Annotated in this window: 17 protein-coding genes; 5 read left to right on the top strand and 12 right to left on the bottom strand. The window is 43.6% G+C overall.

Annotated elements, in window-relative coordinates; translation table 11 throughout:
* Positions 1-198: 198 nt before the first annotated feature.
* From ACTQ1L_RS14615 to ACTQ1L_RS14600, 4 genes are read right to left on the bottom strand one after another with little or no spacing between them, the layout of a single operon-like run.
* Positions 199-1,458 (bottom strand): ABC transporter permease, encoded by a 1,260-nt coding sequence (locus ACTQ1L_RS14615; protein WP_441367935.1) that lies wholly within the window; start codon positions 1,456-1,458, stop codon positions 199-201.
* A gap of 20 nt (positions 1,459-1,478) precedes the next feature.
* Positions 1,479-3,050, bottom strand: a complete 1,572-nt coding sequence (locus tag ACTQ1L_RS14610; RefSeq protein ID WP_441367934.1) for a biotin/lipoyl-binding protein — start codon at positions 3,048-3,050, stop codon at positions 1,479-1,481.
* Positions 3,034-3,732: an ABC transporter ATP-binding protein gene (locus ACTQ1L_RS14605; RefSeq protein ID WP_441367933.1), complete on the bottom strand. Its 699-nt coding sequence runs from the start codon at positions 3,730-3,732 to the stop codon at positions 3,034-3,036. The genes ACTQ1L_RS14610 and ACTQ1L_RS14605 overlap by 17 nt, the downstream gene beginning before the upstream one ends.
* Positions 3,733-5,067, bottom strand: a complete 1,335-nt coding sequence (locus ACTQ1L_RS14600) for an efflux RND transporter periplasmic adaptor subunit (protein WP_441367931.1) — start codon at positions 5,065-5,067, stop codon at positions 3,733-3,735. It abuts the gene before it with no gap.
* Between the two features lie 369 nt (positions 5,068-5,436).
* On the opposite strand from ACTQ1L_RS14600, the gene ACTQ1L_RS14595 reads away from it, so the two are divergent.
* Positions 5,437-7,239 carry a S8 family peptidase gene (locus ACTQ1L_RS14595; protein ID WP_441367930.1) on the top strand — a complete coding sequence of 601 codons (1,803 nt, stop codon included), beginning with the start codon at positions 5,437-5,439 and terminating at the stop codon, positions 7,237-7,239.
* Positions 7,240-7,560: 321 nt separating this feature from the next.
* Here ACTQ1L_RS14595 and ACTQ1L_RS14590 read toward each other — a convergent pair whose 3' ends face one another.
* Complete coding sequence (locus tag ACTQ1L_RS14590) at positions 7,561-8,496, bottom strand: calcium/sodium antiporter (RefSeq protein ID WP_441367928.1); 936 nt, start codon at positions 8,494-8,496, stop codon at positions 7,561-7,563.
* A gap of 284 nt (positions 8,497-8,780) precedes the next feature.
* Positions 8,781-10,166 carry an alanine/glycine:cation symporter family protein gene (locus ACTQ1L_RS14585; RefSeq protein WP_441367926.1) on the bottom strand — a complete coding sequence of 462 codons (1,386 nt, stop codon included), beginning with the start codon at positions 10,164-10,166 and terminating at the stop codon, positions 8,781-8,783.
* A 205-nt stretch (positions 10,167-10,371) separates the two neighbouring features.
* Here ACTQ1L_RS14585 and ACTQ1L_RS14580 point away from each other — a divergent pair, with 205 nt between their 5' ends.
* Positions 10,372-11,823 (top strand): sodium/proline symporter, encoded by a 1,452-nt coding sequence (locus tag ACTQ1L_RS14580; RefSeq protein WP_441367925.1) that lies wholly within the window; start codon positions 10,372-10,374, stop codon positions 11,821-11,823.
* 57 nt (positions 11,824-11,880) lie between these two features.
* Here the strand turns inward: ACTQ1L_RS14580 and ACTQ1L_RS14575 are convergent, their stop codons facing one another.
* The 4 genes from ACTQ1L_RS14575 to ACTQ1L_RS14560 form a co-directional block, all read right to left on the bottom strand.
* Positions 11,881-13,014: a YibE/F family protein gene (locus tag ACTQ1L_RS14575; protein ID WP_441367924.1), complete on the bottom strand. Its 1,134-nt coding sequence runs from the start codon at positions 13,012-13,014 to the stop codon at positions 11,881-11,883.
* Entirely contained in the window at positions 13,002-15,215 is a 2,214-nt protein-coding gene (locus ACTQ1L_RS14570; RefSeq protein ID WP_441367923.1) for a metallophosphoesterase, read from the bottom strand. The genes ACTQ1L_RS14575 and ACTQ1L_RS14570 overlap by 13 nt, the downstream gene beginning before the upstream one ends.
* A gap of 192 nt (positions 15,216-15,407) precedes the next feature.
* Complete coding sequence (locus ACTQ1L_RS14565; protein ID WP_441367921.1) at positions 15,408-15,743, bottom strand: hypothetical protein; 336 nt, start codon at positions 15,741-15,743, stop codon at positions 15,408-15,410.
* 321 nt (positions 15,744-16,064) lie between these two features.
* On the bottom strand, positions 16,065-17,513 hold the full coding sequence (locus ACTQ1L_RS14560; RefSeq protein ID WP_441367920.1) for an MATE family efflux transporter: 1,449 nt from the start codon (positions 17,511-17,513) through the stop codon (positions 16,065-16,067).
* Positions 17,514-17,653: 140 nt separating this feature from the next.
* Between ACTQ1L_RS14560 and ACTQ1L_RS14555 the strand changes: the two genes are divergently transcribed.
* Positions 17,654-18,205, top strand: a complete 552-nt coding sequence (locus ACTQ1L_RS14555) for a TetR/AcrR family transcriptional regulator C-terminal domain-containing protein (protein ID WP_441367918.1) — start codon at positions 17,654-17,656, stop codon at positions 18,203-18,205.
* 248 nt (positions 18,206-18,453) lie between these two features.
* Here the strand turns inward: ACTQ1L_RS14555 and fucO are convergent, their stop codons facing one another.
* The gene (gene fucO, locus ACTQ1L_RS14550) at positions 18,454-19,599 is read right to left on the bottom strand and encodes a lactaldehyde reductase (RefSeq protein WP_015516933.1); all 1,146 of its coding nucleotides are present in this window, start codon (positions 19,597-19,599) and stop codon (positions 18,454-18,456) included.
* A 254-nt stretch (positions 19,600-19,853) separates the two neighbouring features.
* On the opposite strand from fucO, the gene ACTQ1L_RS14545 reads away from it, so the two are divergent.
* Both ACTQ1L_RS14545 and ACTQ1L_RS14540 read left to right on the top strand, forming a co-directional pair.
* On the top strand, positions 19,854-20,342 hold the full coding sequence (locus ACTQ1L_RS14545; RefSeq protein WP_331675731.1) for an adenylosuccinate synthetase: 489 nt from the start codon (positions 19,854-19,856) through the stop codon (positions 20,340-20,342).
* Positions 20,339-20,665, top strand: a complete 327-nt coding sequence (locus ACTQ1L_RS14540) for an adenylosuccinate synthetase (RefSeq protein ID WP_441367916.1) — start codon at positions 20,339-20,341, stop codon at positions 20,663-20,665. The genes ACTQ1L_RS14545 and ACTQ1L_RS14540 overlap by 4 nt, the downstream gene beginning before the upstream one ends.
* 16 nt (positions 20,666-20,681) lie before the next feature.
* Here ACTQ1L_RS14540 and ACTQ1L_RS14535 read toward each other — a convergent pair whose 3' ends face one another.
* Entirely contained in the window at positions 20,682-22,100 is a 1,419-nt protein-coding gene (locus ACTQ1L_RS14535) for an aspartate ammonia-lyase (RefSeq protein ID WP_441367914.1), read from the bottom strand.
* Positions 22,101-22,244 lie beyond the last annotated feature (144 nt).

The raw sequence follows: 22,244 nt of genomic DNA, 5'->3' as shown, positions 1-22,244 counted from the left end.
ATTAATTACATACTTAGAAGAATCATTACATCATGTGACACTTCCCATATCACATGACCTGATTCCTCTAAAAAAATGCTCCTAGTATTTATCTACTAGGAACATTCTACAAAATTTTTTAAACTTTTTCTACCCTTGTATTCATCAAAATACAAAGAATTGTTATTTTTTTCACAATAGCGGCAATTTTAATAAAAATTACTCATGGCGCAGTGCGTCAATCGGGTTTAAGTTCGCTGCCTTGTATGATGGAAGCATACCAAATATGATTCCGATTGCCATGGAAAAAAGTACCGCAAGTATAGCTGCTGCCGGGCTTATCGCTGTCGGCGTACCATTCAGCATTGAGATGACCTTCGAGAGTATCACTCCGACCAGCACTCCGACTAAGCCTCCAAGGCTTGTGAGCACAACAGCCTCTGTGAGGAACTGACCGAGGATTGCTCCCTTTCCTGCTCCGATTGCTTTTTTTAGTCCTATCTCTGAGGTACGCTCTGTGACTGACACAAGCATGATATTCATTACACCGATACCACCGACTAACAGTGATATTCCGGCTATCCATATGAGCATCATATTGGTTGACTGGCTGAGCTGCTGTATCTGCTTTGCCTGCTCCTGTAAATCCTGTGCCTTGTAGGTCACATCAGAGCCGTCTGTGACATTTAAATTGCTGTTAAGTATCTCCTCAGCAGCCTTTCCCACTGTAGCCATGGTATCCGTGCTGTCTGCCTTAAGCAAAAGGTTCTGCGGCTCATCATAACCAAATATAACCGGCCATGTTCCGCTTGGCACAAATACATTGCCCTGGCTGTCATCATAGGCATACATATAGTAATCATCCATTGAGTTTATTACCAGATCATAGCTGTCCTTTTCCGTGACTACACCAACTACTGTAAACGGATATCCCTGTATCTCTACTGTCTTGCCGAGCGCGCTCTCTCCTGAAAACAGACTGCTCTCCACGCTCTCATCGATGAGTGCCACCCTGCGGGCCTTTGCATAGTCATTCTTTGAGAAACCTCTGCCCTTCATGACTACATAGCTTGCAGTATCGAAATATCCGTCATCGACACCTGTTATATTTCCGCCCGAAAGCGCCGTGTTCAGATAATAGACTGCATTGTAAGCCTGTCTTGTACGGTAAAGAGCTGCATTTTGTACATGGTCGAGCTCCTTTATGCTGTCAAGTGTGGCAGCCGATACCTCAGTCACTCCCGCCGGCGCCGTATCATATGACAGATCCATATCATAGCCATCCTTCTGCAGTGTGACCTTTACGTTATTACTTCCCGAACCTATGAGGTTCTTTTCTATCTGTTCGTTTGTTCCCTGAATTGTGGAAACAATCGCAATAATTGCTGCAATTCCGATGATGATTCCAAGCATGGTCAGAAACGAACGCATCTTATGTGACCAGATTCCCCTAAAGGACAATCTAATATTTTCAAGCATCTTTAATCCTCCCTGCTAAACTAATACATACCATCTTCCGACACCTTGGTTTTCTCGCCCTCCCTGACTCCATACGGGAATGCGATATAGTCATCATTTGTCAGACCTGACTTTATCTCCACATATGAGCCCCAGAGCGACTTGCCTGTTTTGACAGACTGCTTTTTGAGCTTTCCGTTGTCATCCTTGTATATATATGACTGTCCGTTCTCGGTTCTGACATATGACTTGTCGATATATAGTCCGCTGTCAGAGCCCTCCGATGATGTATCTATGGTCAGCTCAAGCGAATCGCCCTTTTTGAGATTCTGCGGATTCTCAATGTATGCAGTGTACTCATAGAATGAGGAGTTTGGATTGCTGTCTCCATAATAGTTTACGCTGTCTGACGGCACATTGCTTATCTCGGATATCGTGCCCTCATAGGTATCACCTGTCATGTAGTTGACTGCTGATACGCTCTGTCCTACTTTTACCGTATCCAGATCCAGCTCACCGATTGTTCCGCTGATATACAGTCCTGATGCTCCCGAAAGCTGCAGGAAAGGTGTACCGTCCTGCGGTGGATTGGCAGGATCACCGACTGTTGTCACGATTCCATCCTTCTTTGCATATACCACGCCATCCTCAAGCTCGCTCTGCAGTTCCTTTAAATCAGCCTGTGCAATTCTCTTTTGTAAATCAACATCGGCAACACTTCTGGTCTGCTCCTTTATGGCATCCTTAAGCTCATCTGCTGTGTATGTCTTTTCTTCTGCTGCGGTATCAGCTTCTGTCTGTGCGGTCTGTTCTGTGGCACTGTCTGTTTTGGTATCTGACGGCTCACTTCCTTCTGTATCATCAGAAGCATCTCCTGCTGTAGTTGTGCCTGCAAGGAAAAGCTTTATCTCATCGCTTTCATCATAGCCGCCAAGCCTATCTCCTCTTACGATAAGCTCCATATCAGGTGCATCCGCATCTCCTATTACAAACCGCGCTACCGCGCTCTTTTCTGAAAGTGTATTCAAAAGCTCTCCTGATACATATGAAGCTTCTGTACATTTAAATACATAAGGATCGTCCTCTGTACCGCTTCCTTTGGCCTCTGACAAATCAGATATCACATCATGCTGTTCATCAGGCGTTTGCTCAGGCGCAGACGGCTGTGTGTCAGGCTGTGGCTCAGGTGTAACAGGAATCTCGGGCTGCTTTTCAACCGGTTTAGTGTTCTTTAGCTTGTCAAGCTTCTGCTTTTCCGATGCAAGCTGGTTCTCAAGACTCTGTATCTCAAGCTGCTTCATCTCAACCGAGAGCGAAAGACTCGTCACATCATATGCAAGAAGCTTATCTCCGGCCTTTACCTGCTGATCCTTTGTGACATAAACCTCTGTCACCTTCTGTCCATCCTTTAAATTGATTGTCTGACATGCATCATCACACACCATTCCCTCACTGGTCATGGATGTGTAGTCGTTTGTCGTGCTGATCATTGAAACACTCATGACGGAAGCAAGCCCCTTGGAATTCCTGTAATAAACAACTCCTGTGATGCTTCCCGCTGCAACTGCAACTACAAGGACAGCTATTATAATGATCTTAATTCTCTTTTTCATTACCTGCCTCCTGTCCTTCCTCTGTTATCTCGCCGTCTATGATGTGGACGATGCGCTTTGCCTGCTCGGCTACCTTTCTGTCATGTGTAATCACGACTACCGTCACACCGGACTCATTAAGGCTCTCAAAGAGCTCAAGCACCTGCTTGCCTGACTTTGAATCCAAAGCTCCCGTAGGCTCATCCGCAAGCAGAAGCTTTGGATGATTGACCATTGCTCTCGCTATCGCCACTCTCTGCTTCTGTCCTCCTGAAAGCTGTGTTGGCTTGAAATCTGCCCTGTCTGAAAGCCCTACACGCTCTAATGCCTCCATACCCATCTGCCTTCTGTCCTTTTTGCTCACACCGGCATATATGAGTGGCAGGCATACATTGTCCAGTGCACTCTCTCTCGGCATGAGCTGGAAATTCTGGAATACAAATCCAATTGTATCCCGTCTGACTCTCGTAAGCTCCTTTTCCATAAGCTCACTGACAGGTCTGCCGTCAAGTATATATGTGCCCGATGTTGGCAGATCAAGACAGCCCACTATATTCATGAGAGTGGTCTTGCCGGAGCCCGACGGCCCCATGATTGCCACGTACTCTCCCTCCTCAATCTGGAGTGAAACATCCTTTAAAACCGGCACCACGAGCTTATCCTGGTCATAGTTTTTATAAATATGCTGGAGTTCTAGAATCATCTAATGTACCTCCGCGTCACCTGAACCGGTGGCATCTGCAGCACCTTCGTCCATTGTGCCATCATCAACAGGACCGCCCTCAGTGCCCTCAAGCATCTGGTCATCAAGAGCTTCTGTACCCATATCGTCATAGACTGACTCTTCACCGCCGCCATTTTCAACGTACTCTTCCCATGTCTGTGCCGGCTCACCCTCATAAAGGTCATCAGATGCCCATACTATATAGTCATCCTTTGTAAGCCCTGACTTGATTTCATACATCATGAGATTCTCGTCATAGTCTCCAAGCTCAACCTTTGTCTTCTCAAGCTTATCCTTTTTATTAAGTGTCCATACATATGCATCATCGCCATCCTTTACGACATAGCTCTCATCAATCCAAATACCATCCTTCACCTCTGTCTGTCCGAAATCCGGCTCCACATATACATGCTGTCCTAAAAGCATGTCGCCTGTGCCTGTAAGCTGCACATAGAAGTTGTACTTTGATGCCTTCTGCTCGCTGCTTCCATCATCATACATACCGGAATTGCTGTTATCAGTCTGAGGATTCTCAGTATCAACCTTGCTGATGGTACCCTGCCATGTCTTTGACTCATCAACTCTCGAGCGCACTATAACTGCCTGCCCCTCTGCGAGTCCACTGTTTAAAAAGCTCTGCTCATCAATTGTGCCCTTTACCCTGTAATCACCGGTGGCAACAATTGTCATAAATGCAGTATCTGCTGTATCTGCACTCTGATTCTCATTGATTTTCTTAACAACACCGACCATTGTACTGTTTACAGTGGCATTTTTGATGCTCTCATCATACTTTTCTATCTCTGCCTTCTTCGTTGCAATATCGTACTGAGTCTGCTTCTGTTGTGTCTGCGCCTGCTGAATCTGTAGTGTATAGTCAAGCTGCTGATCCTTTGGCGCTTCCTTCTTTTCCTTTGTGAGCTGCTCTATCTGTGCATCATAGCCGGAAAGCGTATTGTTTAAGCTCTCAAGCTCAAGCGTGGCGCTTTCCTTTTTCGCAGCAAGATCCTTTGTATCATAGGTAAAAAGAGGTGTGCCCACCTGTACCTCATCCCCCTCCGACACAAGAATATCCTTTACCGTTTTTTCAGTGTCAGCCTTGATATCCATGGTATCGGCTGCTTCCACGACACCGCTGTACTTGTCAGTACTTCCCGCCTGATACATGACATCAGCGACCTTGTTTGCATAGACTCCCGATGCCTTTGCTGCATTCTTTCCCTTTGTCATTGCAATGACAACAACTGACACAATCACTGCTATGATAAGCACAGCTGCAATCACTGAAATGATTATCTTTTTCTTTTTACTCATTTCGACCTCCCGGTTTCTTATAATATATTGATTATAAGTAACTATTCAGAACCACTGAGAACAAAAAAGCTGATGCGTCATGCTTGCATGTAAGCAGCAGGTTTTCTTGTTCTCAAGGTGGCTCGAATAGAGCCACCCCACACATATGAGTAAAATTAGCTGCGTAGCAGCGGCGCTAAACGTCCGGGGGACGTTTGTTCAGCGCGGACCGTAACGGAGTGTAGACAAAGCACGAGTATCGTGCGATTTTGCGAATGTGCGTGGGGTGATTCTGAATAGTTACGATTATGACATAATCATACCAAATATATATTGCATCTGTCTTTTAAGATTTGTTTAATATTTTACTAATAAAAAATGGAGGTTAGTGTGGAAATAGCTTTTAGTGAGAAAATTTCTCCACAGCTGTCCGCTGCCCTGTTGTCCACCCCTTATGAGCTTGGAAAAGATGGCGGGCTTTCAAGCGGCTATCTGCCGGAGAGTGATAGCTGGGAAGTGATAGTAAAATATGTCGGTGACATCGAAAAAATAAAAGAAAAGTATCCTTCTGTACTCATCACGAGGCTGCTCGGAAACTATGCGGTACTCGTAATCGAGAAATCACTTGTAAATCCCGTTGCCCTGTGCGATGAAATCATATATATGGAAAAGCCAAAGCAGTTTAACTACGATGTGTACGAAGGCTCGCAGGCCTCATGCATCACTCCCGTACACACCAATCCATATAATCTGACCGGAAAAGGTGTGCTCGTAGGCATTATCGACTCCGGAATTTACTATGCCCATCCGGCTTTTATACAGGATGGTGTAAGCAGAATCGCCTATCTGTGGGACCAGACTGTTTCCGATGATTCCTCACACAGTGATATCATCCCTTTCGGCACCTTATATGGCCGCGATACAATCACCAAAGCCATAAATGCAGAAAACAGCTTAGAAATGCAGCGCATCTGCCCAAGCATCGACATATCCGGGCACGGAACTCATGTGGCAGGAATCGCTGCCGGAAACGGAAATGGTAATGGTAATGAACAAAACACAAAATACCGCGGTGTTGCTTATGAAAGCACTCTTATAATCGTAAAACTCAAAACCTCAGGCGGTGCCAGCTTTCCCACAACCACGCAGATTATGCTGGCAGTAGACTTTTGCATAAGAAAATCAATCGATATGAACATGCCTATCGCCATAAACCTAAGCTTTGGCACAAGCAACGGCTCGCACAGCGGCACCTCACTGCTTGAAGCATACCTGGACTATATAGCAGAAAATTACCGCTGCGCTGTCTCAGTCGGCTCAGGTAACGATGGAGCCGGCTTTGGTCATGCAAACGGCAGCTCATACCCTGCCGATGCAGAGCTTGCAATAGGCTATCCTGAGCCGTCTCTTTCCATTGATTTATGGAAGAAATACTGGGATGAGATACAGCTGAGCATTAGTGCACCAAATAATGATATGCTGGAGATTCCCGATACAATTACCAATCAGGCAAAGGGCTTTACATACAGATACAATCTCGATGGGACAGACATATATATAACAGGCGGCGGTCCCTCTCCCTACTCTCCCTTTCAGGAAATATTCATTGAACTCATGGGATCGGAATACATCTCACCCGGCATCTGGAAAATATCACTTGAACCCATATCTGTAAAGGACGGCTCATGGGATATATGGCTGCCGTCAGGTGCTCTGCGCAATGCACAGACCTCATTTATCCATGCATCGCCTGATATCACCCTGACCATCCCCTCAACCGCTCAAAATGTCATATCTGTCGGAGCCTATGACAGCCGCACAAACCGCACAGCCGCCTTTTCCGGCCGAGGCTATACCTGGGCCTTTGACAGCATAAAGCCTGATATCATTGCGCCCGGTGTAGACATTATTTCATGCTCAAACACAGGAGGCTACACTTCAAAAACAGGGACATCTATGGCTGCACCGTTTGTGACCGGTGCGGCTGCGCTTCTGATGGAATGGGGAATTGTGCGTGGAAATGACCTCTATATGTATGGCGACAAGCTTAAAGCTTCTCTCATAAAAGGTGCCGGTGAAAATGTATTTACAACTGCCTCACGGGCTGTCTCTGAAACCACTTCCAAAAATACAAAATACCCCAACCCTGTGACGGGCTGGGGTACATTGTGCTTACTGGATAGTATTCCTTAGTGGAAGCTGCTATTCGTATACATGCTTCTGATGCTTCTTTGCATCTGCCTTATTTTTTTTCTTCAATGGATGCTTTGGGTTTTTATCCATTATAATCGCTTCCTTCCGTTCGTTCTGACTACGTTATACACCTGCAATCAGCACTTGTCAAGTAAGAGTGCTATTTTTAATTAATTATTTATATTTAATGCGAAATCTCAATCATTTTGATGTAAAAGCGTCGATTTGTATGCACAATTATTGACAGTTTGCTAAATTTAATTATTATCTCTTCATCACACTCTTTTTAAACACAGTCATCGCAATTCAAAAAATACATCATTACATAGCTGCCAAATATACAAAATATGCCGCATAGCAAAGCAGCATCACCACTCCACATGGCTTTCTAAGCTCTTTATGTCTTATCGTACCGCCCCACAGGAGCACACCGCACAGGATTGCCACAACTGTATCAATCACAAACCTGCTCTCAAACGGTACCGGACAAATGAGAGCTACTGTTCCGATTACAAAGAGTATATTGAAAATATTGCTGCCGACTATATTTCCAATCGCTATACCGGCATTTCCCTTGCGTGCTGCTGAAACAGATGTAACAAGCTCCGGAAGAGATGTGCCGAATGCAACGATTGTCAGTCCGATAAAGCGCTCACTCATGCCACAGGCTCTTGCTATGGTCGTGGCACCGTTTACGACAAACTGGCTTCCAATTACGACGCACACACCGCCCAGCACAATAAAGAGCAGACATTTCCATACCGGATATAGCTTTACCGAATGCTCATCACCGCTGTCATTGCCCTTTTTTGCCAGAATATACAAATAAAGCAGATATGCAATAAATAAAATCCACAGTATAACACCCTCAATGAATGTGATTTCATTGCCTGTCATTCCCATCACGAGAAGCACCGCTGTGATAAGAAGCATGTACGGTATCTCGTATTTGAAGGTGGTTTTTTGTATGGCTACATTTGTGATGAGTGCCGTCACTCCCAGGATTATAAGGATATTTAGTATATTGCTGCCGACAATATTGCCGACTGTAATCCCCGCATTACCCTTTATTCCTGCAGTGATGCTGACTGCCGCCTCCGGCAGCGACGTACCCATCGCCACAATCGTCAGTCCAATCACAAGCTGCGGAATACCAAATTTCCCGGCGAGCGCCGCCGCTCCATCCACAAACACATCCGCGCCCTTCACCAGTGCTACAAAGCCTGCTATAAGCAGTAAAATTGCTACAAAAATCATAATTTTCCTCCTTCTGCTGTCCTTTTTAAGGATGCCTGATTAATTGATAGTTACATCTATGTCTTATCAGCAGAAGGCTTTTATATACAAAAAAGGCGACACTTCTGCTGTATAAAACAACAAAAGTCTCGCCATTTAATCACTCTCCGGATTGCTGTCATATATGTATGATATGTATGAGCAATCGTACTGACGGATAAGTAAGCACTTTCGTGCCGGCTACTCCCTTTTACTTATATATTATGATATGTCAACGCAGGGTATTCGTCAACAGAAAATCTAAACTATTTTATCTCCGGCTGGAATTTCTTTATATCACTTGCTATCTCACCGCTTAAAAGAAGCATACAGATGAGGTTTGGAATAGCCATAAGTGCGTTTGCGATATCTGAGAAGTTCCACACCAGGCTCAGAGTCTGTGTACAGCCTATGTATGCAACGAGTGAGAAAATCACCCTGTAAACCATGTTAAACCTGTGTGTGCCAAGCAAATACTCAAAGGCCTTCTCTCCGTGATACTCCCAACCAAGTATTGTCGAAAAAGCAAACAGGGTGATACCTATTGTCACAAGCCATCCTCCGCCTGTTCCAAGCACTGTCTTAAAGGCCGCTATGGTGATATCAGAGCCTGTCAGATAATTTCCAGCAGCATCTTTCATGCCAAGCACGCCTGATGATGCAATTGCCAGTCCGGTGATTGTACAAACAACTATTGTATCCCAGAAGGTTCCTGTCATGTTGATATAACCCTGGCGTACCGGATTGTCGGTTGTGGCTGCCGCTGCTGTGATTGCAGCTGAACCCATGCCTGCCTCATTTGAGAAAACACCTCTGGCTACACCATAACGCATAGCATTCATCATTGATGCAACGATTGTTCCACACATTCCGCCTCCCACTGCCTTGACAGAAAATGCCATCTTGAAAATCATTGCAATGCCGGCCGGAAGGTTAGAGATATTTCCTATTATTACTATAAGTCCACATATTACATAGAAGATAGCCATTACAGGCACAACAACCGATGAAACCTTTGATATTGACTTGATTCCACCTACGATGATTAGAAGGGCAAACACTGTAATAATTATTCCTGACAGCCAGGTTGGCACATTGAAGGTAGCCTTTAATGCACCTGATATAGAGTTTCCCTGTGTCATGTTTCCGATTCCAAACGAAGCTACCACTGCAAAAAATGCAAAAAACCATGCTAAAACAGCTCCAAGCTTCTTATTCTTTATTCCCTTTTTCATCGTATACATCGGGCCACCGCTCATTTCGCCCTTTTCATTTACCTCCCGGTATTTGATGGCAAGCATACACTCAGAGAATTTTGATGTAAGTCCAAAGGCTGCTGAAATCCACATCCATACCAGTGCTCCCGGTCCTCCGGAAACCATAGCTGTAGCGACACCTACTATATTGCCTGTACCGATTGTAGCTGCAAGCGCCGTGGTCAGTGCCGAGAACGGTGATACATCCCCCTCTCCTCTGCTCTTTGTGCGAGCCTCCTTGCTGAGTGTGCTCTTTAGCGCATATCCCAGGTTTCTCCATGTAAGAAATCTCGTCCGAAATGTCAGATAAATCCCTGTTCCAACCAAGAGCACCAGCATAACCGGCCCCCAGACAAAGTCATCAATTGCCGAAATAACATTACTCAATTCTTTCATAATACACCCTCGCTTTCCTCCAACCATGCATAAAAATGCAAAAAAGAGCGATGTATGAACAACATCGCTCTTTTGTTGGATTACTTATTAAATTAAACACTATTTTAAACTTTTTTCGAAATATGTCAAGAGAAAGTTTTTCTTGCCTTTATCACGCTAACGTGGTAGCATGGTTACTAAATAAACTATTAAAGAGGTACTACAAATGAAAACATCAGAAATTATTGTATTTATCGTCTATCTGCTGTGCATGCTGGGTATCGGTATCTTCTTCTTCGTGAAAAACAGAAACGGTGGAGAAAAGACCTACTTCCTCGGTGGACGTGAGATGGGACCATGGGTTGCGGCACTGTCAGCCGGAGCCTCAGACATGAGTGCATGGGTACTCATGGGACTTCCTACTTCTATCTATGCACTGGGCTTAGGTCAGGTATGGATTCCTGTAGGACTTGCAATCGGCTACACTATAAGCTGGCTGCTTGAAGCACCGAGATTGAGAAAATTCTCGATTGTAGCAAACGACTCAATCACCATTCCGCAGTATCTGACCAACAGATTCCTGTCCAAATCACTTGCACTGCAGGTGATATGTGCAATTGTGTTTTTGGTTGCATACACTATTTATGCAGCATCAAGCGTAAAGGCCTGCGGTACTCTTTTCCACACTGTAATAGGAATGGACCCACAGATTGCCATGTATCTTGCAGCGGTTGTCATCGTAGGCTATACCTTCCTCGGCGGTTTCTCGGCTGTATGCTGGACAGATTTCTTTCAGGGCATGCTCGTGCTGGGTTCTATGTTTATAGCACCTATTTTTGCAGCATTTATGCTTGATACATCATCCATGTCAGCACTCCCGGGCGGTTACTTAAATCCATTCTCAAGCTGGCAGGATATCGTGTCAGGACTGGCATGGGGACTTGGTTACTTTGGTATGCCACATATCATTATCAGATTCATGTCCATCAAATCACAGAAGGATTTGAAGAAATCAGCAAAAATCGGTATCACATGGACTCTGCTTATTGTATTTTTTGCAACATTAATCGGAGTAATCGGAAGACTTTTCCTTGGCTTTGATGAATCTATAAATGAAAACTCTCTTGTTTTCATCCAGATTGTAAGAAAGATTTTCCCGGGTGTTATCTCAGGTATGCTGCTCTCAGCAGTGCTTGCCGCTTCCATGAGTACCGCAGACAGCCAGCTTCTTGCTGCTTCATCTGCATTCTCAAGTGATGTGTATAAGCCTGTCATCAGAAAAGGCAAGGCAAGTGATAAAGAGATGATGTGGACTGGCCGTATCGTTGTTCTTGGAATCGCTGTTGCAGCACTCATCATCGCATCAAACCCTAACGCCGGCTCTATCATGGCGCTTGTTTCAAATGCATGGGGTATCTTTGGAGCTGCCTTTGGACCTGCAATCATGCTTAGCCTCTTCTGGAAGCGCTTTAACTTCAAGGGTGCTGTTGCAGGAATCATAACAGGTGCTGCCGTTGATATATTGTGGTATGCATTCCTCTCATCAACCAGAATCTACGAGCTGTTGCCGGGATTTGTTTTTGGACTTATCGCAGCCGTTGTTGTGACACTTTGCACAAAGGAGCCTTCAAAAGAGGTTTATGAGCTCTTCGATAAGGCAGAAAAGTTTGATGAATAAAGTATAAGCTCATATTTCTAAAAAAACCTGAGAATCAAATCTCAGGTTTTTTATTTACTATATATTTTCATTTCTTTTTCTTGTCAGAAGAAAAGACATAATAAGCGATGTAATCGGCACAGTCAGGATAATTCCCATTGTGCCTGATATGCCTCGCATTATCTCAATTGCCATAGAGTACATATTGAGTATCTGATGCATCTGATACGAGTATGCATATATAACCATCACAAGTCCGAGACTTCCGCCCACATAAGCAAGAATCAGCGTATTTGACATAGTTCCAATCATATCGCGACCTATATTTATGCCCGACTTAAATATCTCCTTTGCAGATATATCAGGACTTTTTTCTTTTATCTCATGAAGCGATGTTGCTACAGACATTGCCACATCCATCACTGCTCCAAGCGATGCAATGAGTATACCGGAAAACAGCATGCCACCTATATCAAGCTTTGAGTTCTGCCCAACATAAATCAGATTTTCAATATCATCCACATTGTAGCCTGTCACATGTCCGAAGTATCCGAAAAGCAGCGCGATTATTCCGGAAACTACGACTCCAAAAACAGTTCCAAGTATGGCACCTATGGATTTCATCTGCCAGTCTGCTATAAGTGTGAACGTGACAACTGTAATAATGACGACAGAGGCCGTTGCCGCAATAAAAGGAGAAACTCCGATATACATGAGCGGAATATACAAAAATATAACAGTGGCAAAGGTAAATATAAGCGCAAGAATGGAATTAAAACCCTTCTTTCCTCCAACCAGCCACATAAGTCCAAAAAATGCCGCCAAAAGCACCCATATCTCATTTTCCCTGTCGTAGTTATAAACATTTGCAGAAAGACTGCCATCATATTCCGACAGACTAGCAATAACTCGTGTGCCTACCTTGCAGTTGGCACCATATAAATATCCGTTCAAGCTGTACGCATCAACAGTCTCACCTTTGTGGCTTCCTGACTTGATAAGCAAAACAACCCTCTGGCTGTCACCGCTATCCAGTGAGGCTTCAGCCTGAAGGTCTTCATTATCGTTTTGCGTAACCACCGCTCTCACAAACGATGTATTATCATCTGCAAGAAGCGGTTTTCTTTCAACGCTTTGAAAGAATATAAACATTGCCAGTGTAATAAGAGCCACAATAAGGTATTTGCCTAATGTGTCAATTATTTTTGCCAAAACTTACCCTTCTTTCTTATTCCAAGCACTGTTGCGAGGATTGCTGCGCCTAATACTCCAAGTGCTGCATACATACCGCCATGGTTAACATCTCCTGTCTTTACCTTAGCGCTCTTTGAAGTTTTTACGCTATTAGAATCAGACTTGCCTGCACCTGTATTTGCTGTGCTGACATTCTGGCTTCCTGATCCGCCTGCATTGTTTCCCGCAATCTGCTGGCCTGCGCCACCCTGTGCCCCGTTTCCGTTCTGGTTTGCGCTGTCCTGTGCTCCGTTTCCGCTCTGGTCAGCATTTCCATTCTGGTTCCCACTTGGAGCGGTCTGTTTAACCTGTAAAGCATTTATTGCACTTACAACTGCTTTTTTTGCCTCATCAATACCCTTTATAACAGGTGCCTTATCAACACTGTAATCGGATAGGTTTTCCTCCTTACCTTCTGCTACCTGAGTATAGATTGTCTTGTCAAGAAGTGTAGAAATACCCTTCTTGAAACGGTTCTTTTCACCATCCTTGTCAGAATCATTTGCTATAGAGCCATATCCCTTAACACGATCACTTGCTGTTCCATAGTTTGTTGTGATATCACTGACCATCGGATCATCTGCTGTTGTGCCTGAAGCCTTAAGCTCCTTAAGAGAAGCGAGTGCTGATTTTAATGCACCCATGCTGTCATCTGTATATGCTACAGCTGTGCTGTTTACCAGTGCATCTGCTGCCGCAATCACCTCATCTGCACTCTGCGCATCAGTTGTCTTTGTGATTGTGAAATCATCTGCATATTTGTTTCCGTTGTAGTCATATGTCTTTATGGTCATTGCTCCACTTGAAAAATCTATAGTAGAAAATGAAGGCAGACATGCATTGGTTCTCTCTGCGATATAGTATGGAGTGTAATTTAACAGGTTATAGTATTTTGAACCTGAGCCTGAGCCTGTTGTGATATAAAGAGTTCCCTCAGGATTATTAACCGAACCTTTGCTCAAATCATAGTCGATGACATTTCCATCCTGTACCTGGTAGCTTCTTGAATATGTATGATCATGACCTGTAAGACATACATCAATATCAAACTCATCCATGAGCGGTGCAAAGATAATTCTGTTTGTAGTAGCATCTGTATCTGCATGTGGCTGTCCTGAGCCATAGATATCACTATGGAATACCACTACCTTCCAGGCTGCGTCCGGATTGCTTTCAATAGCTTTTTTCATTAACTCTCTGTGCTCTGCCTGATTACGGTTATTACTGTTCAAAGAAATGAACAATACATTTCCGTTATTGAAGTAGAAATCACAGCCTGCACCGGTGCTTCCCAGCTTATCCTCTGAATTTGGATTGTTGAAATGCGCAGTGTAGTCAGAGCCATCCTTATCGTGGTTTCCGATTGTGGCTGCAATAGGGAGACTTCTGAACACTGACGGATAAAGGTATCCGGCATACTCGCTCTCTCTGGTCTTCTTAGTCTCCTCCGATTCTGCATTGGACTCATTTATCTGGTCTCCAGCCGATAAAAGAAATGATGCATCCGGATCAATCTCCATAGCCTTCTGCATTGTCTTGTTCCAGTTGTAAGCATCCTGAGCAACGCTCATATCGTTTGCATCTTTATCACTTTTACTGCCTGACGCTCCAATCTGAGGATCTCCTGTAAGAATTACAGAAAATGTATCTGTAGCGTGTGTGGTATATGTATACTCAGCTGACCATACGGTATCACCATTGTCAGAATAATTGTCTGTATACTGATAAACATACTTTGTATTCGGTTCAAAAAAACCGTTGATGCTTACTTTATTTGAAGCAACATAGGCTTCTTTCTGCCAGTTTGCTGCATTTATATCTGTTGCAGTACCCTTTACAATCTGTGCACCTGACTTTGCGCCGTCCTTCCATACCATCACAGCCGGCGTGCCCTTAGTCTTTGAATACCATGCAAAGCCCAGATCCTTTGCTGTAGAGCCCGGTGTAAGTGCAATCTGATTGGTATTGGCAAAGTCCTGCTTACCGCCCTGCCATGTATCTGTTAACCAGTTCTGATAATCCACTGAGCGTGTTGTTGCCGCATTAAAATCCGCCTGACCTGTTTTTGAATCTGCTTCACCATAAGCATAAGCCGGAATTGCCGGTGCCATGGTAACTACCATTGTTGAAACTGCTGCAAGGAGCATGCCCTTCTTCAGTATGTTCTTGTTCTTTCTCATATTTTCCTCCACAAAATTAAGTTAGTGTATTTCGCAGCTGCTGAAATTACTATAACTTAAAGTTGTAAAGTCGAAATGGGGTTGATGTAAATTGGGGGTAAAGATTATATGACATAAAAAATCCGCTATACCAAATACAATGGTTAGCGGATTTTTGCTATTTACATTTTGATAAATTATTCATGCCTGATACTACACAGTCTCCGGCACCTTATAGCCTGCTTCACTCATTAATTTTTCAAACTCACTGACACTGACACCGGCTTCCTCTGCTGCAGTACCAATATCGAGCTTGCCCTTTGTTACCAGAGTAAACAGCATCTTATTTGCGCCCTTTTCTATACCCTTTTCTATACCTTTTTCTATACCTATTTCCATCCCTTCCTCGATAGCATCAGCTCTTTCAAGCTCAAGCTGCCTGTCAAATTCATAATTTAACTGCATACTCTTCGTCACCTCACTTCTGTAAGTCTTTAGAAACTCCTTCAGAATATCATTGTCAATACAATAGTCTATAGCCTCCTTCATTTGAAAACACTAAAGCAGGAAATATCTGTGTGGTAAAAGCCCTCTTATCCTGCTTTACATAAAATAATGAAACATTTAAAAGCAAGAATTTCAGGGAATATGAAAAATAATTAAGGTATTGAAGACCCTGCACGCCCTTATCGCCGGACGACATCTTATTATGCCTCACATATTTACAGAGCATATAGTCATATCTGTAATTAATGTGCCAACGACCGCACAGGTTGCTATAGAAAAACTGCTTTGACTATATTTTATCATATGTGAAAGAAATAGCAAGCGGTTTGTATTTTATAAACAAAAATTCTAAAATTTCTCTCTTTATTTTTTCAAACTCACTGAAACCGGCTGCTTCCTAAGCACCGGCATTGTGTATATCTTCACCAAAAGAGGTATCACCATGATAAACCATACTATCGGCTCTGCCACTATCACTCCTGTATAACCAAGCAGTGGCACAAGTGTAAATGCAATGACTATCTTTCCCACCATCTCAAGTGAGCTTGATACAAGCGGCGTAATCTGCTCTCCAAGCCCCTGCATTGCATTTCGCACTATACATATAACAGCGGTCACATAATAAAACAGAGTGTCAAATTTGAGATAATTTGTGGCATTTTTTATAACAATAAGATTATTAGTGCCTGTTACAAGCTTCACCAGCCATGGTCCTATTGTGTAGCTTGCGATAATTGCCATCGTACACCATATGCAGGTATAGAATATTGCCAGTTTTATGCCCTTTTTCACTCTGGCTACTTCTCCCGCTCCTATATTCTGCCCACAGAAGGTCGCCATTGTCTGTCCGAACACGGTAAACATGACCATGAATATCTCCGATATCTTTCTGGCAGCCGTGTGAGCTACTATAATATCCTGTCCCAGTAGGTTTATGGCAGTCTGCAGGGTCAGCGAGCCTATATTGACCAGCGAACTCATAAATGCCATAGAAAGACCTGCCTTAAGCATTGTCTTTCTCATCACAGCTATTACTTCAGGTGTCATATTATTCTCGATGCCTTTAAATTCTGCTCCTTCGGTATCACAATTTTCGTCGCTAAATTTCAGGTGTCTTCGCAGTAAATGACTGTCAAATAAATCACTGCGGGACAATCTCAAAAGCTCATATCTTTTTACCATATATACATAGCACACAATAAACGCAATAACCTGTGCAAGTACAGTGGCAATCGCAGCGCCCGCCACTCCTGCCTTCAGTACGACCACAAAGAATATATCACCTGCCATATTCAGACAGACCGAGACGGCTAGTATGACAAGCGGCGTAACTGTATCGCCCAGTGCCCTAAGTGCCGCCGCACATGCATCATACAAAAATGTCGCTACTAGCCCTGCTATTATAATAAAAATATATGACACAGCCATTCCCATCAAATCATTTGATACATTTAAAAATCCAAGAATCTGACGCAAAAATAACAGGCACAATACCGTTATAGCAAGCGCTATTATGCATCCCATTTTAATTGACAGTGCAAACGATTTCTTTACACCGGCGTAGTCCCTTGCGCCAAATTTCTGGGCTGTTATTATGGCAAATCCATTAGCTAAGCCCATCAAAAAGCCTATCATCAGATTGCTGAGTGTCGTGGTGGCTCCGACTGCTGCCAGTGAGTTTTCTCCCAGATATGATCCGACTATTCTCGTGTCAACTATACTGTATGTGAGCTGGAGTATATTTGCCATAAATATTGGAATGGCAAATGCCAGTATGAGTCTTGATGGTTTTCCTTTTGTAAGGTCTTTCATGTATATAGCCTCTTTCTATATTTTCTATCTATTATTTTTATCCGTTGTCATAAATCCCTTAATTGATTATAATATAAATATGCGTATAGAAGCTTAATAATTTAAGTTCTGACAGCAACATACTATTGCAGGGAGAAAAGATGAACAACAATATAAAATACAAGCTGGCCAATGCCATGAAGGAATGCATGGTTTCCTCTCCTGTCGAAAAAATTACGGTTAAGGAAATCTGCGATACATGTGGTGTAACCAGACAAACCTTTTACAGAAATTTTCAGGACAAATATGACCTGATAAACTGGTATTTTGATAAGATACTGATTGAATCCTTTCACCAGATGGGTGAGGGCAGTACCGTGTACGAAAGCCTTATCAAAAAATTTGAATATATCCGGATGGAGCAACTTTTCTTTAAGGCTGCTTTTAAAAATGATGAGCAGAACAATCTAAAGGAGCATGATTTTGAGCTGATTCGTCAGTTTTATATTGACCAGATTGAGGGAAAAAGCCACCGGAAAATATCCGACAAGCTATTGTTCCAGCTTGAGATGTACTGTCAGGGCTCTGTCTTTATGACAACACAGTGGGTGCTTGGCAATAAAAACTTCACCCCTCAGGAGCTTGCCGGACTGCTCGCTGATGCTATGCCAAAGGAGCTTGCCGACGTGTTTCGCGAGGTAAACCTGATATAATTCAAGGTAATATTCAGAACCATTTAGAACAAGTATCGTGCGTTTTTACAATGTGCACGGTGGTCAGAATAGTTATATCAGCGTTAAAAATCCGGGAATGATGTCAATTGACAGTTCCCGGATTTTCTATTTTATTTCATTCTTAATCGTAACTATTAACAAACATCCCACATACATTCGCAAAATCTCACGATACTCATGCTTTCGCCAAGATGTCAAACTCCACATCCCTGTAAGCTGTTGCAGAATTACATAATCTTACGGAAAAGAGCCTTCAAATCCTCAACACTTGCATCCTTTGGATTTCCAGGTGCACATGCATCCGCGTGAGCAGACTCTGCGAGGAAGTCTAAGTCATCCTCCTTAATAGCCTCGAGTTTTGTTGGGATTCCTACATCTACAGAGAGCTGCGCTACAGCATCGATTGCAGCCTTTCTGTACTCCTCTACAGACATATCATCTACACCCTTTACTCCCATTGCGCGGGCGATTTCACGATATTTTTCGCCTGTGCAGTCTGCATTGTACTCCATTACGATTGGAAGCATCATAGCACATGCTACTCCGTGTGGTGTATCATAAACAGCTCCGAGTGTATGAGCCATTGAATGAGCAATTCCAAGACCTACATTTGAGAATCCCATTCCGGCAATGTACTCTCCAAGTGCCATGCCCTCACGTCCCTCTTTTTCATTGGCAACTGCACTTCTTAAGGATCTTGCAATAATCTCTATTGCTTTGAGATGGAACATGTCTGTCATCTCCCAGGCAGCCTTTGTTGTGTAGCCCTCTATAGCATGTGTGAGTGCGTCCATACCTGTTGATGCTGTAAGTCCCTTTGGCATTGATGACATCATGTCTGGGTCTACGATTGCGATGATTGGCATGTCATGTGGGTCCACACATACAAACTTTCTCTTTCTCTCTACATCTGTGATGACATAGTTGATTGTAACCTCTGCTGCTGTTCCTGCTGTTGTAGGTACTGCGATGATAGGAACACAAGGCTTCTTTGTAGGTGCAACACCCTCTAAGCTTCTTACATCCTCAAACTCCGGGTTTGCGATGATGATACCGATTGCCTTTGATGTATCCATAGAAGAGCCGCCTCCGATTGCAATGAGGTAATCAGCTCCTGATTTCTTAAATGTCTCTACGCCATGCTTTACGTTGTCGATTGTTGGATTTGGCTTAATCTCTGAGTAAAGCTCATATTCCAATCCGTTCTTATCAAGAATATCTGTTACCTTTGCTGTAACTCCAAATTTGATTAAGTCAGGGTCAGAGCATACCAGTGCTTTTTTAAAGCCATGCGCTTTTGCCTCTGTTGCAATCTCCTGGATTGCACCTGATCCGTGATAAGATGTCTCGTTTAACATGATTCTGTTAGCCATAGTGTAAAATCTCCTTCCAATTTTAAAAATACTCCTAAAAAACTCTGCCGATAAATTCTTATAACTTATCTGCCTGACTATATTTTAACAAAGTATTAAACGAGATGTAAGTTACAAACCTGCCAATGTGTAACATACCTGTTGCAATATGTAACCTGCCAGTTACCTATGTATATCCCACCGACTGCCAATCACACCTTATGGCTGTCTGATATAACTTTCTTTAACTCTCTTGCCGCCGCACTGATCGGGTGATGAATATCGTATACCATACATATATTTCTCTGCGGTATCTCCTCCTCCAGAGCTATCTGAACGATTTCTTTATTTGCTATCGCATTCTCTGCCATCGGCTTTGGCATAAAATACAGGATGAGCTTGAGGAAGAGCGCCTTTCAAAGTCCGGAGCAGCCTTCGGCTCTACCAAACGCGGTATTGCCTATGCATACAGCGATAAATACCGTAAAAAAACAATCCGTCTCGGTGATTTACTCCACTTAGACGAAGAGAATGTACAGGCCAGACTTAAGACCATGCTTGAAGCTAAAAACCTTGAGCTTGCAGGCTGCTATCATCAGGAACCTATGTCTCTGTCAGCTCTTTTGTCATGGTGCAGGCAGAAGGCTGCAAAATATGCACCTTATATCACAGATACCGGTGCCTCATTAGACCATGTGGTCGGTGTACTAAAGGCATACTCTACCTGTGTCGGAGCCGGACCATTTGTCGCGGAAAAGCTATGAACGGTGAATGGACTGAAATCGCACTGACCAAGCTAGATGTCCTGAGCATCATGGATCAGATTCCTGTTATCACAGGATATCAGTATAAAAATGCTGTAACAAACGTCTTTGACCCCACCGAAAATCTGGAAAAATATACCCCGGTAGTCAAAATGCTGCCGGGGTGGAAAACCGATATATCAAATTGCAGGTCATATGATGAGCTGCCGGTAAATGCTAAGCGCTACATAAACTTCCTTGAGGACATGCTAAGACATGAAATACAATTTGTCTCAGTCGGAGCTGAGAGAAATCAATATCTTCTCAATGGTAAGTGGCTGTAATTGCCTTTATCATGCTTTAACCAACCTTTGCCTTGTTCTTCTTAGTAGCTGCCTCTGTCATCGCATACGGATCAAGCACCACATCAAGCTGCTTTTCCTTCATAAGTCCGTGCTTTAAAACCAGCTTCTTTACAGGTACACCTGTGCGCAGCGATTCCTTGGCAAGGCTTGCAGCCTTTTTGTATCCGATGTACGGACAGAGTGCCGTTGTGATTCCGACACTAGCATCAAGCAGCTTCTGGCAGCGCTCCTCATTTGCGGTTATTCCGATTATGCAGTTGTCAGTAAGTGTGTCTACAGCATGCGTGAGTGTGCTTATCGAATCAAAAAGATTATAGAATACAACAGGCTCAAATGCGTTGAGTTCCATCTGACCTGCCTCTGCTGCCATGGTGATGGTCACATCATGGCCTATTATGTGAAATGCCACCTGGGATACAACCTCAGGAATGACAGGATTTACCTTGCCCGGCATGATTGAGGAGCCGTTTTGCATTGCAGGGAGTGTGATTTCACCAAAGCCGGCCTTTGGTCCACTGGCCAGTATACGAAGGTCATTGCACATCTTGGAAAGATTTACAGCACATGCCTTGAGGCACGAAGAGACTCTGACAAAGCCATCGAGATTTTCTGTCGCATCAAACAAATCATCTGCCTGTACAAGTGGATACCCACTGACCCTTGCCAGTGTTGGAACGATGTGGTCAAAATAATACTCAGAAGTATTTATGCCTGTTCCGATAGCTGTTGCCCCCATATTGACCGTATACATCTCTTTTTTCGCCTTTTCTATGCGGTCCATATCACGCTCTATCATTGTGGCATATGCGTGGAATGACTGTCCGAGTCTCATCGGCACAGCATCCTCCAGCTGCGTCCTTCCGATTTTTATCACTCCGTCAAATTCATCCGCCTTTTTATATAGTGCACTATCCAGCTTCTTAAGGCTCTTTTCCAGTTTCTTTAACAAATCCAGTACCGTGAGCTTTCCGGCTGTCGGTATCACATCATTTGTGGACTGCGCCATATTTACATGATCGTTTGGATGTACGATAGAATAATCTCCCTTTTTACCGCAGAGCATCTCGATTGCCCTGTTTGCTATCACTTCATTCATATTCATATTTGCACTGGTTCCTGCACCACCCTGTATTCCGTCAACTATAAACTCAGATGCAAACATTCCGCATACCACCTCATTGCAGGCTGACTCTATAGCATTTGCTATCTCAGGCTTTAATCGTCCTGCTCTCATATTTGTGATAGCTGCGGCTCTTTTTATCCTTGCCATGTTTTTGATAAAGTCAGGATGCAGGCTGTTGCCTGTTATCGGGAAATTCTCATTTGCCCTCAATGCCTGTACTCCGTAATAGGCCTCGCCCGGTACCTCCATCTCGCCAATTGAATCTGATTCCAAACGCATGTATTCTGTCATTTTAACAATTCTCCTTATCGATTTTCTGTATACATTTAACCTGAATTATTCACGGCAGTATAAGCGTGCACAAAATCTACCGTAGTTGCCATTACAACCACTCCCAATACCTCACCTTTCCAGAAGATAGCCTAAAAAAGGGCA

This window comes from Agathobacter sp. LCP21S3_B2 (assembly GCF_052118705.1).
Lineage (GTDB): Bacteria > Bacillota > Clostridia > Lachnospirales > Lachnospiraceae > Roseburia.
This window is presented reverse-complemented; position numbering and strand designations above follow the sequence as displayed.